Raw genomic sequence first — 15,921 nt, forward strand, 5'->3', positions numbered from 1 at the left:
GTCGGTGGCTTTTTTTAATACCGATACCCGCTCAATAACGGCGCAATGGATCTGCGCTGGCCGCCGTTATTTTCCTTCAGTTGTGTCCGTATGATCCTCTCATTTACCCGTTCTGGCAGATAGCTGAACCAGACCGACTTCTGTTATGATTTCAGGCAGCCACCGGTTCGGCGTGTGGCCCTGATCATTTTTGGGAAGGCGGTAACTATGAAACGCATCTTTGTTGCCGGAGCCGCACTGGTTCTGTCGGGAATTATTGGCACCGCAGTTGCCGCCAATATCACGTCGGTTTCACCCACGGGCACCCAAAGCAAGGTCTCCGCCATTGACATTGTGTTCAGCGCTAACGTCATTCCGTTGGGGCGCAACGATGTTTCGCCACCGGTCTCGGTCAGTTGCAAGGGAAGCCAGGTAAAGGGACACGGCAAATGGTCCGACGGCGCGCACTGGTCCTATGAATTTGAAGAAACGCTGCCGGCCGGCGTGCAATGCACGATCACCCCGGATGCCGCCTTTCGCGATACCGCCGGTAAACCGGTGCAAGGCAAGAAACAATATCAGTTTAATACCGGCAGGCTGGCTGTCACATCCATCAGCCCCTCCGGCAAAATCGATGAAGATCAGGCTTTCACGGTTCGGTTCAACCTGCCTGTGCAGCCAAGCAGTGTGCAGGCGCATGCAAGTTGCGTCGTACAGGGTCTGGGAGAACAGATTCCGGTCAAGGTGCTGTCCGAGCAGGATAAGAAAATAATCATCAGCCAGGCCCGGCCATATCTGGAAGACGAGGCCGAGAATATTGCGTTTGTTCAGTGCGCGCGCCGATTGCCGGCAGCTGCCAAAGGCAGGTTGGTCATCGGGCAGGCAGTCACCAGTCAGGGGGCGTGTCCATGAGCAAACCCTATGATTTCGAATTCGAGGTACGCAAGGACTTTGCCGCCGGCTTTTCCTGCTCGCGCGAAAACCAGAATGCCGATTGTTCACCGGCCAGGCCTGTGTATCTGACGCTTAGTGAATCCATTACCAGGGCAGACCTGCAAGGCATTACGCTTGTCGGTGCGAGTGGCAAACAATATCCCTCAGATATCGACGAGAGCGACAGCACCATAAGCAGTGTGAAGTTCCCCGGCCCGTTTGCCGAACACGAGACGCTCACGCTCAATGTGCCGGCAGGCCTGAAAGACGAGTCAGGACGCATGCTGAGCAATGCCGGCCAGTTCCCCATGAAGGTTCGCATGGCTTCCTATTCGCCCATGCTCAAGTTTGCCTCTTCCTCGTTCGGTATTATCGAGCGCAAGGCAGATGCCGCTGACGGCAAGGCGCCTTGGCATGTACCGCTAACCGTTCGCTATATAGAAAACCAACTGGCCATCAAAGACCAGCGCCTGTCACCGGGCACCATCAGCGATTATGTTCCCCAGGAGGATGCCGATGTGCTCAAGGCCTATGCGCGTGTACGCCGCCTGGATGAAACATCGATGACGGCAAAGAACATTCGCGCCGTGATGAATGATCAGCCTGACAGTCATACGGAAAACAAACCGGTCTATATAGACACCCGATCCGTTTCCATGCTGGCTGAAAACCCGAATGCAACCACCATCACGTTGCCTGGTGTAAAAACGGCGGCCAAGCATCGCGAATTTGAGGTGCTGGGCGTGCCATTGCAGCAACCGGGCTTTCATGTGCTGGAAGCCAAGTCTGCCAGTCTGGGGCAGGCATTGCTAGCCAATAAGAATCCCATGTATGTGCGTAGCTCCGTGCTGGTGACCAATATGGCTGTGCATATAAAAAAAGGCCGGGACGATTTGCTGGTGTGGGTCACAACGCTGGACGACGCCAAACCGGTAGCGCATGCACAGGTCAATGTCCTGGATTGCTCTGGTAAAACACTACTGACAGGCCAGACGGGTAGTGACGGGATCTGGCATTATCGCAAGGCGGTCAAGGGCGAAGACTATTGCAACAATACGCAATTGTCCGGCCTTTTTGTGTCGGCGCGCATCGGTCCAGATCACCCGCTGGCCGCTGGTACAGGCGATTATTCGTTCGCGTTTACCTCATGGGACAATGGCATCGAGTCCTGGCGCTTCAATGTGCCAACCGACAGTTCCGCCCAGCCTACGGTACGCGCCCACACGATCCTGGACCGCAGTCTGTTCCGTGCCGGCGAGACGGCATCCATGAAGCATCTGCTGCGCACGCTGACCCGCGACGGATTCGCGCTGCCTGACATCAATACGCTGCCTGCACAGATGAGCATTGAGCTGGTTGGCGGGGAAGACGAATATAAATTGCCCGTCACATGGCAACAAACGTCGGGCGGCAATGTGTTCAGCGCATCGGACTGGAAAATTCCGGAAGATATCAAACGTGGGCAGTACCGAATTGTGCTGGACCCCGATGGTCAGGCATACGAAACAGGCCAGTTTCGTGTCGAGGATTTCAAGCTGCCTTTGCTGGCAGGACAGTTGTCCATCACCGATGCTGCAGGCGAAAAAGGGCCGCTGATCGCACCCAAGGCGGTCCGGCTGGATATGCAAATGCGCTATTTATCTGGCGGTGCCGCCGGACGCCTGCCTGTAGACATTTCTGCATTGTCGCGCGATCGCAGCATATCCTTTCGCGACTATGACGATTACGCTTTCGATCCGCCGCAACAGATTGCGGCCGACGCCGATAGCGAGCAAGAAGAGAACGCAGACGATAGCGACACCAGTCGCATTATCGTGAACAAGCAAAAGATGACGCTGGATGCCCAGGGACGCGGCACCCTGGCGCTGGACGCTTTGCCGGCGTCCGACAGAGCGCGTAACATCACCTTTGAAGGCAGCTTCATGGATCCTAACGGCCAGGTGCAGACCGTCAGTCGTACTGTGGCCGTGTGGCCCGCGGCCTATGTGGCGGGCATTCGCAGTGGTTACCTGGTACAGCAGGAAAAGGCTGCCGCAATATCGGTGATTACGCTGGACACGCAGGGCAGGCCGGCGGCGACAGTCCCCGTTACGGTACGTGCCGTCAGCTATACCTATCAGACGGTACGCAAGCGTCTGGTCGGCGGATTTTACAGTTATGACACCCATCGCGTCGCCAAAGACCTGGGCACGATATGCACTGGCACCAGCGGCGCTGACGGCAAATTCGCTTGCGATATCAGCCTGAAAGAGCAGGGGCGGGTCAGCCTGATTGCCGAGGTTACCGATAGCGCAGGTCGCCATGCCCAGGCCGAGTCCAGCGTCTATGTGGTGGGCGCCGGCGAGATGTGGTTCTCGGGCGGCGAGAACAATGACCGCATCGACATTATTGCCGACAAGAAGGAATACCAGCCTGGCGAGACAGCACAGTTCCAGGTGCGCATGCCATTTCGCCAGGCCAATGCACTGGTTGCCATTGAGCGGGAGGGGGTCCTGGAGACCCGGCAAGTAGCTCTGTCGGGCACCAATCCAACTTTTACCGTTCAGATCAAGCCACAGTGGGGGCCGAACGTTTATGTTTCGGTGCTGGCGCTGCGAGGCCGCATCCGCGATTCGGCGCAGAATCCGGATCTCAGTTGGGGCGAATCTGCTTCTGCGCTGCCGACTGCCTGATCGATCTGGCCAAGCCGGCGTATCGCTATGGATTGACGGCGATTCGTGTACGCAGCGATAAAAATGCCTGAACATCAGTATTGCCACAGACAAGCCGCGCTATCAGGTGCGCGACCAGGCCACCGCCACGATCCGGGGCTCTTTGCCAGATGGCAGTCCGGCGGCCAATGCCAGTGTTGCATTGGCGGTGGTGGATGAAGCCTTGCTGGAACTGGCCCCCAATGACAGCTGGAATATTGTCAAGGCCATGATGGGAGAACGCGCCTATGGCGTGGAAACAGCCACGGCCCAGATGGAAGTGGTGGGACGGCGGCACTATGGTCGCAAGGCCCTGCCACCGGGCGGTGGCGGCGGCAATGGCGGCGCGCCCACCCGCGAACTGCTCGATAGCCTGGTATTCTGGAAGCCCGATATTGTGCTGGACGCACAGGGCCAGGCTACCGTTGCGCTTGGCTTAAATGATGCGATCTCGGGTTTTCGATTGGCGGCCATTGCCGAACTGGGCGCAGACCGGTTTGGCCAGGGCAGCGCCCATATCGTGACCACGCAGGATTTGCAGGTCATCTCCGGTTTGCCGCTGGTTGCTCGCAGCGATGACCATTACACCGCGAAGATCACCCTGCGCAATGCGACCGATCGCCCCATGACCGTAGAAGCGGGCGCGCGCGTGAGCGGCCCGGCGCTTGCGCCATTGGCACTGAAGCAGCAAACCGTGTCCATTGCAGCACAGTCGTCGCAGACGGTTACCTGGGATATGGATATGCGTACCGTGCCAGCAGGACCATCGTCGCAGACGCTGAAATGGCGTTTCGATGCCAGGGAACAGGGCGAGCAGGGCGCCGGTGCACCGGCACATGCGGCTGCCATCGACAGTGTCGAAATATCACAACTGCTGATTCCTACCGTACCGGTCACTGTGCGACAGGCCACATTGCAATCGGTGCGCGCCAAGGAACCCATTCAGGGGTTGCCGGTGCAACCGCCTGCAGGCGCGATCAAAGGGACCGATGGCGTGCCGCTGGGCGGCGTACAGGTGCAGTTGTCCACGTCTCTGGCTAAAGGGCTGGATCCAGTGCGCCGCTGGTTTGCCGATTATCAGTTTACCTGCCTGGAACAACTGTCTTCGATTGCCATCGGTATTGACAATCCACAACGCTGGTCGGCGCTGATGAACCGGCTACCCGTATACATGGATGATCACGGGCTGGTGGCCTATTTCCCAGGCCTGGCAGGCGACGAAGTGCTGACCGCTCATTTGCTGGCAGTGTCCCACGAAGCCAGTCGGGGCGATCAACCTTACACTATTCCCAAAGCGTATCGTGAAAAAATGCTGGAAGGCCTGATGGCCTATGTGACTGGCAAAATCCGTTCAACAGCATGGCAGCCCAAGCAGGATAACGGCGAACGCAGGCTGATGGTGCTGGAGGCCTTATCACGAGCCGGTATGGTCACACCGCGTCTGTTGTCCACCATTGAGTTTGACCGAGAACGCATGAGTACAGCGGCGCTGGTAGATTGGCTCAGTATTGTATCGCGCGTCAAGAACCTGCCGGATCAGGCCCAGACCCTGGCTACGCTGCGTTCGGCCCTGCTGTCGCGCATGAGTCGACAAGGCACCAGTCTGGTGCTGGCAGATGACGATGATGCCTATCCTGGTGGATGATGAGCAATCGCGCCACGGTGACCGCCAAGCTGCTTGTTGCTGTCATGAACAGCAAGGCCTGGGAAAAGGATATCCCGGTGCTGCTGACCGGTTTGCTTGGTCAGCAGCAGCGCGGCACCTGGTCTACGACCACGGCCAATGTGTGGGGTACCCTGGCGGTTCGCTCCTTCAGTGCATCGTTTGAAAAGACGCCCGTGAAGGGAACACTGTCCATGTCGCTGCAAGCTGCCGGTGCCCCCACATCTGCAGACCAGCAGTGGGAAGCTTGCAGCCAACGCAGAAAATCCTGGTGCCTTGGAAAAACAATGATCCCCAGCAACTGTCACTATCGCTTCAGGGAACCGGGCGCGTCTGGGCATCCATGGCTGCCCAGGCGGCGGTACCAGTAAGCAAGCCAATCTACGCGGGTTATACACTTAGTCGCACTGTCGTTCCGGTATCACAGGCGATAAACGGCAAATGGTCAGTGGGCGACATCTATCGTGTCCATCTGGAAGTTACTGCCAAGACCGCCATGAACTGGGTGGTGCTTAGCGATCCGGTGCCGGCCGGCGCGACGGTTCTGGGCGGCGGCCTGGGCCGGGATTCAGCCGTGGCAACCCAGGGTGAGAAGCAGGACGACGCAGGCATGTCGCCCAGCTTTGCTGAACGCAAAAGCGAGTTGTACCGTGCCTACTATGCGTGGTTACCGGCAGGCAAAACGTCGCTTGAGTATACGGTAAGGCTCAATACCCCAGGTAGCTATAGTTTGCCCGCTACGCGGATAGAGGCCATGTATGCGCCGCAGGTCTATGGGGAATTGCCCAACACGGGTGGGTTTACGATCGTTGAATCTGCCAGTGAACAGGCCGGTGGTGCACCACAACAGGCTGCACCGGCACAAGGGGCCAGCGCGTCGGCTGTGACAACCCCATGACAGGAAGGGCAGTGGGGCAGCAGGCAGAACGCCGGCGCTGGCCATCCAGGCTGGTGGGCCTGTGCCTGGCTGCGCTGCTGATCGTTGTTATTGCCGGGATTGCTGTCTATATCGTTCGCCTGCCGGTACCTGCGTACGATGAGGTGCGTAGCGGCTACCGCCCGTCCTATATCACTTTGCTTGATCGCGATGGGATGGTGCTGGAGCGGGTGCGTAACGACTATCAAGAGCGGCGCGACAACTGGACGCCACTGGGCGAGATTTCGCCCGCCCTGGTCCGTGCAGTGCTGCTGTCCGAAGACCGGCGCTTCTACAGCCATGCCGGCGTCGATGTGCTTGCGCTGGGCGGTGCAGTGCGTGACCGCCTTACCCGAAATACTGTGCGTGGCAGCTCGACGCTCACGATGCAACTGGCAGGCATGCTGGACGCTGGCGATGGGCGCAACGGCAGGCGTACACTGGCACAGAAAGCCAGGCAGATCATGCAGGCAATGGCACTGGAATTGCATTGGAGCAAATCACAAATCCTTGAAGCTATCTCAACCTGGTGCCATGGCGTGGTGAGTTGTCTGGTGTGACTGCAGCAGCCCGCAGTCTTTTCGGTAAATATCCTGTCGGCCTGGACAGCCGTGAAGCAGCGCTTCTCGCGGCCATGCTGCGCTCACCCAATGCTGCGCCAGCCGTTATTGCGCGCCGGGCTTGCGGCATTCTGAAGGCACAATCACAAGCGCAATACTGCGACAATCTTGCGGGCATTATCGAATATCAGTTAAGTCATACCACCAGCATCCTGCAGGACGATCCTTTTACGGCCTCGCATTTTGCACGACGTCGGCTGGCTTTGGAAACGCCGCAGCAGGCGCAGCTTGCCACCACGATCGATGGTACCTTGCAGCGCACTGTGCAAGCCATTGTCAATCGTGTGGTCCATGAAATTCGCCATAGCCATGCCAATGATGCAGCGGCGGTCGTACTGGACAACCGTACCGGCCGTATTCTGGCTTACGTGGGCTCATCCGGCGATCTGGCGACGGCCCGCTACGTTGATAACGCCGCCGCCTTGCGGCAGGCCGGCTCCACGCTTAAACCCTTCCTGTACGCTCAGGCGCTGGAGCAACGCCGCATCACGGCCGCTTCCCTGTTGGACGACAGCGCAGTCAACCTGCCTACCGGCAATGGACTGTATGTGCCGCAAAACTATGACAAACAGTTTGGCGGCTGGGTTAGTGCCCGCACGGCCCTGGCTTCATCATTGAATATTCCGGCCGTGCGTCTGCTTGTCATGGTCACGCCCGACGTCTTTCACCAGCGACTGCGCCAACTTGGATTGCCGCTGGCGCAATCGGGCGATTACTATGGCTATAGTCTTGCATTGGGCAGCGCCGATGTGACGCTGCTATCGCTGACCAACGCTTACCGGGCGCTTGCCAACCACGGCATGTACAGCGAAGTGAACTGGGGCGTTGGCGCGCCGCCGCCTGCCAATCGGGTCATGAGCGAAGAGGCTGCCTGGCTGGTGGGCGATATCCTGTCGGACCGGCAGGCCCGGGCCCGCACCTTCGGCCTGGACAGCGCCTTATCTACGCCTTTCTGGACGGCAGTCAAAACCGGCACCAGCAAGGATATGCGCGATAACTGGACGGTGGGCTGGTCTGATAAATATACAGTGGGCGTTTGGGTGGGCAACAGTACCGGCGCCAGCATGCGCCAGGTCAGCGGCGTTACCGGCGCGGGGCCTGCGTGGCACGACATCATGCGGTATCTGCATGAGGATCACGCCAGTATGCAACCAACCCGGCCCGGCGGGTTGAGCGCACGCGACATCACATTTGAAAATGATCTGGAAGCCACCCGCACCGAATATTTTCTGCCGGGCACCGAGGTGTCGCGCATCGCGCTGGCGTCTTCGGCCGCGGCTCCGGTTTCCGGGCGCATGGTCATTCGTACGCCGGCCGACGGTACTATTATCGCTCTAGATCCGGATATCCCGGCAGATAATCAACGCCTGCAGCTATTGACCACGACCCCGGCAGGGGGTGCGCACGCAGCCGTGCGCTGGTATGTCGATGGCCGTTTTCTGGGAGCTGCCAATCCCTTTGCCTGGTATCCCGTACCGGGCAGCCACCTGATTGAAGCGCGCGACGGCGCTGGTCAGACCCACGATCGGGCGCGCGTCAATATACGGGGCGCGCAACTGCGACAGCAACTGGGACAGCAGCCGTGACCGGCCGTTACGATGCCTATCGGACACAGGCCATGCGATCTGTTGCATAATTGAGTAAACAGTCCAATCAGATGGTGCACCAATGCAAACCAATACAAGCAATTCACAACTGAAAGTGGGCGTCGGCCAGTTTGCTGCCGTCAACGAGATCGAACCCAATAAGGAACATATCCATACCCTGGTAACCCAGGCGGCAGAGCAGGGCGTGGAGCTGCTCGTGCTGCCCGAGGCGTCCATGTGTTCTTTCGGCTCGCCGCTACCGCAATTGCGGGAGACCGCCGGCAACAACTCGCCTGCCTTTGTCCGCTACATGCAGGATCTGGCACGCGACCATAACATGCATATCGTGGTTGGCGTGCTCAGCCTGGCAGACCAGCCGGGCGATGAACGTGTAACCAACCAGCTACTGGTGCTTGACAATACCGGTGCGCAGGTGCTGCGTTATACCAAAATGCATGTCTATGACGCGTTCAAGTTCAAGGAGTCAGACAAAGTGCGGCCCGGCAGTTTTTCCGAAAAGAATGCCGAACTGGGTTTGTTTGATATCAAGGGCTTTCGGATTGGCCTGATCAACTGCTATGATCTGCGTTTTCCTGAAATGGCAAGAGCCTGATTGATCAGGCGCCGATGTGCTGTCGGTCAGTGCGGCCTGGCTTGCCGGACCGCTCAAGGAAAACCATTGGGAAATATTGCTGCGGGCACGCGCCATTGAAAACACCAGCTATGTGCTGGCATCGGGGCAGACTGCGCCACGCAATTGCGGTCTGAGCATGATCGTGGATCCATTGGGTATGGTGCTGGGCACTGCCACCGCCGACCCGGGTCTGGCTGTTCATACTCTGTCATCAGAACGCATTGCCGAAGTTCGCGAGTTGTTGCCATGTCTGCAAAATCGTCGTTATCAGGTATCAGGATTGAAATGAATACAATTGCAATAAAAAGAACGCATCCGGACGAACTTATTGTCGGGCTGGTTTCCGTTTCTGACAGGGCCACTTCCGGCGTTTACGAGGACAAAGGCATTCCTTCGCTCGAAGCCTGGCTGGAGCGCGCCCTGCAATCGCCCTTTCAGACGTGTACGCGCCTGATCGCCGACGATCAGCAAACCATTTCCGAGACGCTGACCGAACTGGTGGACCAGCAGGGGTGCGATCTGGTACTCACTACCGGCGGAACGGGCCCGGCGCGGCGTGATGTCACGCCCGAAGCGACACTGGCCGTTGCCACCAAGCTTATGCCTGGTTTCGGTGAACAAATGCGACAAATCAGCCTGGCCTTTGTGCCTACGGCCATCCTGTCCCGGCAGGTGGCCGTGATTCGTGAAGCAGACGATCATGCTGCCCTGATTATCAACTTGCCAGGGCAACCCAAAGCCATCCAGGAAACCCTGGAAGGCCTGCGTGATGAACAGGGCAAAGTAAAGGTGCCGGGCATTTTTGCCGCCGTGCCTTATTGCATTGACCTGATCGGCGGTCCTTATGTAGAGACCCGAGACGAGATTGTCGCGGCTTTCCGCCCAAAATCGGCGCGGCGTGAGCCCAAAGCGTGACAACTGTGATGTCACAATTGGTAAATTTGGTAAAAAGCCGGGTTCCTGCGCCTTATATGCGGTTTCCCACTTAAAATAGTGGCTGTTCAGATATTTTTCAATTTCAGGAGATCGTTACATGGCACTCGTTTCTATGCGCCAATTACTGGATCATGCCGCGGAAAACGGCTATGGTATTCCCGCCTTCAACGTGAACAATCTGGAGCAGGTGCAGGCCATCATGGAAGCGGCCAAGGAAACCAACAGTCCGGTCATCATGCAGGCGTCTGCTGGTGCGCGTAAATACGCAGGCGAAGGTTTTCTCAAGTACCTGATCCAGGCTGCGGTAGAGAGCTATCCGGAAATTCCGGTAGTCATGCACCAGGATCATGGCCAGTCACCTGAAATCTGTCAGGGCGCCATCAATCTTGGTTTTTCAAGTGTCATGATGGACGGCTCTCTCATGGCCGACGGTAAAACCATTGCTGACTATGAATACAACGTGGAAGTAACCAAGAAAGTTGTTGATCTGGCACACAAGGTCGGTGTCACCGTAGAAGGTGAACTGGGTTGCCTGGGCTCGCTTGAAACCATGAAAGGCGACAAGGAAGACGGCCACGGTGCAGAAGGCACCATGACCATGGAGCAACTGCTGACCGATCCGGAACAGGCTGCAGATTTTGTCCGTCGCACCCAGCTGGATGCGCTGGCGATTGCGATTGGCACCAGCCATGGCGCCTATAAATTTACCCGCAAGCCTACAGGCGATATTCTATCGATCAACCGCATCAAGGAAATCCACGCCCGCTTGCCCAACACGCACCTGGTCATGCATGGCAGCTCCAGTGTTCCCCAGGAATTGCTGGCCGAAATCCGTGAGTTCGGTGGCGACATGAAAGAAACCTATGGTGTGCCGGTCGAAGAGATTCAGGAAGCCATCAAATTTGGCGTGCGCAAGGTCAATATCGATACCGATATCCGTCTTGCCATGACAGGCGCCATTCGCCGTTTCCTGGGCGAAAACCCCGGCAAATTCGACCCACGTGAATACAACAAGCCTGCCCGCGAAGCCGCCAAGAAAATCTGCGTGGCGCGCTATCAGGAATTTGGTACCGCCGGCAACGCCAGCAAGATCAAACCGATTGCTCTGTCTGAAATGGCCGCAGCCTATGCTGCAGGCAAGCTGTCTCAACAGATCAAATAAGACGATTGTGCCGTCTCCCGGGACGGCCTGTCTGGAAACCCCGCCACGACGATGCGTTGTGGCGGGGTTTTTCTTGTGGATTTCCGTAGTGGGAAATGATGCCCGTAACGGGTATATTGCTATAATTTAGCAATATACAGTGGCAGTATGAGAGTGTTAAAGCGCAGAGCGTTTGCGAAATGGCAGTTGCGTGAAAAATTGCCTGACGCTGTCTTATGTTGGGCGGTTATGAAAATGGAGCACGGGCTGATCGACGCCGATTTGGGTGGAAGGCTTTATAAAAAACGGGTGCCTGGTGCTGGCTGCGGTAAAAGCCGGGGGTACCGTACATTGCTGTCGGCCCGAATAGGCACTCGGTATGTTTTTCTGCACGGTTTTTCGAAAAGCGAGCAGTCCAATATTTCTCTGAAAGAAAAGCAGGCCTTAAGCTATGTCGGAAAGGTATTTCTTGCGCTATCAGATGACGACCTGATCCTTGCCCTGCAAACCGGCGTCCTACAGGAGTTGCATTGTGACAGGAAAAATCATTGAATCATTGCGTGGTGAACTGGCTGAGCTGCAGACTGCTGGTGCAATCAGCAAAACGACAATGCGCGAGTTTGACACGCTTTTTCCGTTGCCGGTCAGGAATTTTACGGCGACAGATATACGAACGTTGCGCGAGTCACTCAATATCAGTCAGCCTGTCTTTGCGCTTCATTTACATACCACGGCCTCGACCGTACGCAAATGGGAGCAGGGTCATACGCGCCCGTCCGGACCGGCGTTGAAATTGCTCAATGTGATCGCTGACAAGGGGCTGCAAGCCATTCTGTAAGATGCTCTTGCCGTATGAGGGAGCACGCTTATGTTGCGGGCCGCTTGCGGACCCCGCTACGACGATGCGTTCTGGCAGGGTTTTTTACATTCAAGCGCAGCATATGGCGGTAAAATAACGGATTATTCCCATTTCTATTCCATGATCGTACGCCCGCGATAGTAAGTCGCTCGGCGCGTACGGCATGATATTTTCCCTTGCAAAGGATTTCCGGTGACATCTGCGCTTCTTCAATCTGATATTCAGTCCCTGCCACTGCTGGCACGCGGCAAAGTCCGTGATATGTACGCCGTGGGCGACGACAAACTGTTGATTGTTGCTTCTGATCGTATTTCTGCGTTTGATGTGATTCTGGATGACCCCATTCCCGGCAAGGGCCAGGTACTGACCGAACTTACGGAGTTCTGGCTGAAGAAACTGGGCCATATCATTCCCACCCATGTGACCGGTATTGCCCCCGAAGAGGTCGTGCAACCGTCGGAAGCAGACCAGGTCCGGGGCCGGGCCATGGTTGTCAAGCGCCTGAAGCCTGTGCTGGTGGAAGCGGTTGCCCGGGGCTATCTGATCGGGTCCGGCTGGAACGATTACCAGAAAACCGGCGCCATCTGCGGCGTCAGCCTGCCTGCAGGCCTGGTGCAGGCGCAGAAGCTGGCGTCGCCTATCTTTACCCCGGCGGCCAAGGCCGAAATGGCTCACATGACGAAAATGTCGACTTCGCCCATGTCGTGCGCGAAGTCGGGCAAGAGCTCGCCGAGCAGATTCGTGATATTACGCTGCGTCTTTACACAGAGGCGGCCGATTATGCCGCAGAAAAAGGCATCATTATTGCCGACACCAAATTTGAATTCGGCCTGGACGACAAGGGTGTCCTGCATCTGATGGACGAAGTGCTCACGCCCGACTCTTCCCGTTTCTGGCCTGCAGACTCGTATCAGACGGGCATCAGTCCGCCATCCTTTGACAAGCAATTTGTGCGCGACTGGTTGGAAACGCAGCCCTGGGATAAGACAGCGCCCGCACCGCGGCTGCCACAGGACGTTTTGCAGAAAACAGCCGACAAATATCGTGAGGCGGCCACCCGCCTGATCGGATAAGCAGGGCGTTATGAACGAAACAGTCAACTCAGGCAATCACAATACTGATTCCAGGCAGGCCGACCAGGCGCTGGTCGGCGTCATCATGGGCTCGTCCAGCGACTGGGACGTCATGAAAAACGCCACGGACATGCTCGAGCAATTTGGCGTGCCTTACAAGGCCCAGGTCATCTCGGCGCATCGTATGCCGCAAGACATGGCCGATTATGGCGCGACAGCCTATGATCGCGGCCTGCGGGCGATTATCGCCGGCGCCGGCGGTGCAGCGCATTTGCCTGGCATGATGGCGGCGCTGACCGAGGTGCCGGTGTTTGGCGTACCGGTCCCGTCGCGCTATCTGCGCGGCGAAGATTCCCTGCTGTCCATCGTGCAAATGCCCAAGGGGGTTCCTGTTGCCACCTTTGCCATCGGCGAAGCCGGCGCCGCCAATGCGGCTCTGCATGTGATTGCCATGCTGGCCATGAACAACCCGGCGCTGCGTGAGCAATTGCGCGCTTTTCGCGAGAAGCAGACCAATACGGCACGGGCGATGACATTGCCGCCGGCTCCCAAGAACTGAAAGAGAATTTTCGCAATGCACACACCAATAGCACTTTCCGACCGCATTCATCCTGGCGAATGGCTGGGTATGCTGGGCGGCGGCCAGCTGGGTCGCATGTTCTGCCATGAAGCGCAGAAACTGGGTTACAAGGTCGTTGTTCTGGACCCGTCCGGCAACAGCCCGGCAGGCATGGTCGCCGAGCGGCATATGGCCGCAGCTTACGATGATATTGTTGCGCTCAGGGAACTGGCCGCGATTACGCCCGCCGTGACCACGGAGTTTGAAAACGTGCCGGCCAGCAGCCTGAAGCAATTGTCTGCAAGCTGCCGTGTTACGCCTGGTGCGGCAGCGGTTGCCGTCGTGCAGGACCGGATTGCCGAAAAGGCATTTATCAGTGCCCAGAATATTCCAGTTGCGCCATATTGCGAGGTTCGCGAGGTGAGCGATCTGGAGCAGGCGCAGGAGGCACTGTTTCCCGGCATTCTGAAAGTAGCCCGCCTGGGCTACGACGGCAAGGGCCAGCAACGGGTATCGACCCGCGCCGAAGCCATTGAAGCCTTTCGTGCCTTTGGACAGATTCCCTGCGTGCTTGAAGCCATGTTGCCGCTGGATCATGAAATTTCAGTTGTCATGGCACGGGCCATCAGCGGCGAGACTGCTATTTTCCCGATTGGTATCAACACTCATGAAAACGGCATTCTTGCCAGCACGGTCGTGGCGCCAGGTCTCATCAACGAAGACCTGGCCAGGCAGGCCCGGGAAGCCGCCCTGCGCATCGCCGAAGGGCTCAATTACCAGGGCGTGCTGTGTGTCGAATTTTTTGTGCTGTCCGACGGTCGCCTGATTGCAAACGAAATAGCGCCACGTCCGCACAACAGTGGCCATTACACGATGGACGCCTGTGTAACCAGCCAGTTTGAACAGCAGGTGCGGGTCATGACGGGCATGCCGCTAGGCGCGACAGATCTGCTTGCACCGGTGGTCATGCTCAATATCCTGGGCGACTGCTGGTTCAATGGCAATGCCAGTCATCCACGGGAACCGCAATGGCATGACATTCTTGCCATTCCGGGTGTATCGCTGCATCTATATGGCAAGGACGAGCCGCGTCCCGGACGCAAGGTGGGGCATATCAACGTTGTGGGCGCCACCATCGAACAGGCCAAGCAACGGGCACGGGATGTAATTCGTAAAATGGGGATTCGCACCGTTTTGTCCTGATTGTCCTTAACCGTATACCTATTCCATGTAATTCCCAGCGGTGGTCCCGGCAACCCGGGATTGCACCCGATGACCACGTGACACAGACTATTTCCATGACCGATATGACAAGCTCGATTGACCATGCCGCCCGCGTTTTGAACGACGGTGGCCTGGTGGCGTTGCCTACCGAGACGGTTTATGGTTTGGGTGCCGACGCCGAAAGTGCGCAGGCCGTGGCCAAAATCTACCAGGCCAAGCAACGGCCAGCCAATCATCCGCTCATTGTCCATATCGCGCCGGAGGCAGATTTGTCCTATTGGACGCGGGATATTCCGACAGAAGCGCAAAAGTTGATGCTGGCATTCTGGCCGGGTCCATTGACACTGATCCTGCCAAAAAATCCGGCGATCACCGACGCGGTGACCGGTGGACAAGACAGTATCGGCCTTCGCTGCCCCTCGCACCCGGTCGCGCTGGCGCTGATCCGCGCTTTCGTCCGCCTGCGCCCCTCGGGGCAGGCCGGTATCGCCGCACCTTCGGCCAACCGGTTCGGCCATGTGTCTCCGACCAAAGCCCAGCACGTACGCGACGAATTCCCCCGGGAATGCGCCGATGGCATGCCGGTGCTGGAAGGCGGCGATACCGATATCGGCATTGAATCGACGATTGTCGACGTCTCGCGCATTGCGCAGGGCATGCCGGTTGTACTGCTGCGTCCTGGCCATATTTCGGCAGCGCAACTGGCGCAGGTGCTGGGCTATACTCCGGCCAGCCCCGACGCCGCGGTTCCCCGCGCCTCGGGTACGCTGAAGGCGCATTATGCGCCGCAGACCCGTCTGAGCCTGTTCGACGCTGCAAGCCTGCACGCGCTGCTGGCCGCCCGCCCCGAACACGAACGCTGGGCCATCTATGCATTTGACGCGCCGCCAGCAATCCTGCCAGCAAAGCTGCAGTGGCATCAGGTCTCTTGCGATCCGGTCCAGTATGCGCATGACCTGTATGCGCTGCTGCGCGAGGCCGATCAGCAGAATCTGGACCATTTGCTGATCCAGCGCCTGCCCGAGGATGAGCGCTGGGATGCCGTTGCCGATCGCCTGCAGCGCGCCGCTGCCGCCTTTGAATAACGTTGTACTGGCCAGGGTGGTGG

The 15,921-nt window shown here is 57.8% G+C and carries 14 protein-coding genes and 2 pseudogenes; all 16 read left to right on the plus strand.

What is annotated here, in order from left to right; genetic code table 11:
• Positions 1-207: 207 nt before the first annotated feature.
• The 16 genes and pseudogenes from TKWG_RS21200 to TKWG_RS05935 all read left to right on the plus strand — a co-directional run bounded on the left by TKWG_RS21200 (position 208) and on the right by TKWG_RS05935 (position 15,898).
• Positions 208-891, plus strand: coding sequence for a hypothetical protein (locus tag TKWG_RS21200; RefSeq protein WP_050981539.1), 684 nt, complete (start codon positions 208-210; stop codon positions 889-891).
• Positions 888-3,584: an MG2 domain-containing protein gene (locus tag TKWG_RS21205; protein ID WP_050981540.1), complete on the plus strand. Its 2,697-nt coding sequence runs from the start codon at positions 888-890 to the stop codon at positions 3,582-3,584. Before TKWG_RS21200 ends, TKWG_RS21205 begins: the two co-directional genes overlap by 4 nt.
• Before the next feature lie 106 nt (positions 3,585-3,690).
• A complete protein-coding gene (locus TKWG_RS21210; protein ID WP_050981541.1) occupies positions 3,691-5,247 on the plus strand; it encodes an alpha-2-macroglobulin family protein in 1,557 nt (518 codons plus the stop codon).
• Positions 5,244-5,636: a hypothetical protein gene (locus TKWG_RS21215; RefSeq protein WP_148274486.1), complete on the plus strand. Its 393-nt coding sequence runs from the start codon at positions 5,244-5,246 to the stop codon at positions 5,634-5,636. The genes TKWG_RS21210 and TKWG_RS21215 overlap by 4 nt, the downstream gene beginning before the upstream one ends.
• Positions 5,609-6,163 carry an alpha-2-macroglobulin family protein gene (locus tag TKWG_RS21220; protein WP_014749965.1) on the plus strand — a complete coding sequence of 185 codons (555 nt, stop codon included), beginning with the start codon at positions 5,609-5,611 and terminating at the stop codon, positions 6,161-6,163. Before TKWG_RS21215 ends, TKWG_RS21220 begins: the two co-directional genes overlap by 28 nt.
• A pseudogene (gene pbpC, locus TKWG_RS26915) lies at positions 6,160-8,387 on the plus strand (penicillin-binding protein 1C). The gene TKWG_RS21220 and the pseudogene pbpC overlap by 4 nt, the downstream one beginning before the upstream one ends.
• An 82-nt stretch (positions 8,388-8,469) precedes the next feature.
• Positions 8,470-9,000 (plus strand): nitrilase-related carbon-nitrogen hydrolase, encoded by a 531-nt coding sequence (locus tag TKWG_RS25845; RefSeq protein ID WP_264300278.1) that lies wholly within the window; start codon positions 8,470-8,472, stop codon positions 8,998-9,000.
• Between the two features lie 16 nt (positions 9,001-9,016).
• Positions 9,017-9,310: a nitrilase-related carbon-nitrogen hydrolase gene (locus TKWG_RS25850; RefSeq protein ID WP_264300279.1), complete on the plus strand. Its 294-nt coding sequence runs from the start codon at positions 9,017-9,019 to the stop codon at positions 9,308-9,310.
• Positions 9,307-9,936, plus strand: a complete 630-nt coding sequence (gene mog, locus TKWG_RS05900) for a molybdopterin adenylyltransferase (protein WP_014749968.1) — start codon at positions 9,307-9,309, stop codon at positions 9,934-9,936. Before TKWG_RS25850 ends, mog begins: the two co-directional genes overlap by 4 nt.
• A 118-nt stretch (positions 9,937-10,054) precedes the next feature.
• Positions 10,055-11,119, plus strand: coding sequence for a class II fructose-bisphosphate aldolase (gene fba, locus TKWG_RS05905; RefSeq protein WP_014749969.1), 1,065 nt, complete (start codon positions 10,055-10,057; stop codon positions 11,117-11,119).
• 147 nt (positions 11,120-11,266) lie between these two features.
• Complete coding sequence (locus tag TKWG_RS05910; RefSeq protein WP_014749970.1) at positions 11,267-11,650, plus strand: type II toxin-antitoxin system RelE/ParE family toxin; 384 nt, start codon at positions 11,267-11,269, stop codon at positions 11,648-11,650.
• Positions 11,631-11,936, plus strand: a complete 306-nt coding sequence (locus TKWG_RS05915) for a helix-turn-helix domain-containing protein (RefSeq protein ID WP_014749971.1) — start codon at positions 11,631-11,633, stop codon at positions 11,934-11,936. The genes TKWG_RS05910 and TKWG_RS05915 overlap by 20 nt, the downstream gene beginning before the upstream one ends.
• A gap of 213 nt (positions 11,937-12,149) precedes the next feature.
• A pseudogene (locus TKWG_RS05920) lies at positions 12,150-13,030 on the plus strand (phosphoribosylaminoimidazolesuccinocarboxamide synthase).
• 10 nt (positions 13,031-13,040) lie between these two features.
• A complete protein-coding gene (purE, locus tag TKWG_RS05925) occupies positions 13,041-13,589 on the plus strand; it encodes a 5-(carboxyamino)imidazole ribonucleotide mutase (protein WP_014749972.1) in 549 nt (182 codons plus the stop codon).
• A gap of 15 nt (positions 13,590-13,604) precedes the next feature.
• The gene (locus TKWG_RS05930; protein ID WP_014749973.1) at positions 13,605-14,792 is read left to right on the plus strand and encodes a 5-(carboxyamino)imidazole ribonucleotide synthase; all 1,188 of its coding nucleotides are present in this window, start codon (positions 13,605-13,607) and stop codon (positions 14,790-14,792) included.
• Between the two features lie 95 nt (positions 14,793-14,887).
• The gene (locus tag TKWG_RS05935; protein WP_014749974.1) at positions 14,888-15,898 is read left to right on the plus strand and encodes an L-threonylcarbamoyladenylate synthase; all 1,011 of its coding nucleotides are present in this window, start codon (positions 14,888-14,890) and stop codon (positions 15,896-15,898) included.
• Positions 15,899-15,921 lie beyond the last annotated feature (23 nt).

The organism is Advenella kashmirensis WT001 (assembly GCF_000219915.2).
Taxonomy (GTDB): Bacteria; Pseudomonadota; Gammaproteobacteria; order Burkholderiales; family Burkholderiaceae_B; genus Advenella; species Advenella kashmirensis.